1 protein-coding gene is annotated in these 595 nt (G+C 37.0%); it reads right to left on the bottom strand.

Annotated elements, in window-relative coordinates; genetic code table 11:
* Window positions 1-31 precede the first annotated feature (31 nt).
* Window positions 32-544 carry a methylated-DNA--[protein]-cysteine S-methyltransferase gene (locus A6E03_RS19740; RefSeq protein ID WP_062689741.1) on the bottom strand — a complete coding sequence of 171 codons (513 nt, stop codon included), beginning with the start codon at window positions 542-544 and terminating at the stop codon, window positions 32-34.
* Window positions 545-595 lie beyond the last annotated feature (51 nt).

The raw sequence follows: 595 nt of genomic DNA, 5'->3' as shown, positions 1-595 counted from the left end.
TTGATGCATTTGTTATAAATACTATTTAGACTTAGATGAAGAGATTCTGCTCTAATTCTAAAAGGCGTTTTTTCAATGATAAACCGCCACCATAGCCAACAAGCTCACCTTGGCTGCCAATTACCCTGTGACAAGGAATTATAATTGCCAATCCATTTGCACCATTAGCATTTCCAACCGCCCTAACCGCGCTTTCATTGCCAATTGATAAAGCCAAATCTTGATACGTTACAATGTCACCGTATTTCACTTTATTTAATGCGTCCCACACCGATTTTTGAAAATCCGTACCAACCAGTAATAAAGGAATATCGAAAACACTTCGTTCACCAAGAAAGTATTCTTCAAGTTGCGTTTTGGTAGATTCTAAAACATCGTCGTTTCTTTCTACGAATTCAGCATTAAGGCTGCGCTTAATACGATCATCAACTGTACTTCTCATTTTACGATATCGAAAGTCACAAAGACAAAGCTTACCGTCATATGAGCCAAGCACAAATTCGGCATAAGGATGTTTAAAGTGTTGGATATTAATCTGATTCATTGAATGTCCTTATTATGAATAACTTACCCGTATTTATAACGCCTGCATAAC

This window comes from Aliivibrio sp. 1S128 (assembly GCF_001691065.1).
Taxonomy (GTDB): Bacteria; Pseudomonadota; Gammaproteobacteria; order Enterobacterales; family Vibrionaceae; genus Aliivibrio.
Note: the sequence above shows the minus strand (reverse complement) of the source record. Positions and strands in the feature narration are given on the sequence as shown.

What these genes read in the sequence shown, in the direction of transcription:
- A6E03_RS19740 (WP_062689741.1), bottom strand. Translation starts at nt 544, where the DNA reads ATGAATCAGATTAATATCCAACACTTTAAACATCCTTATGCCGAATTT.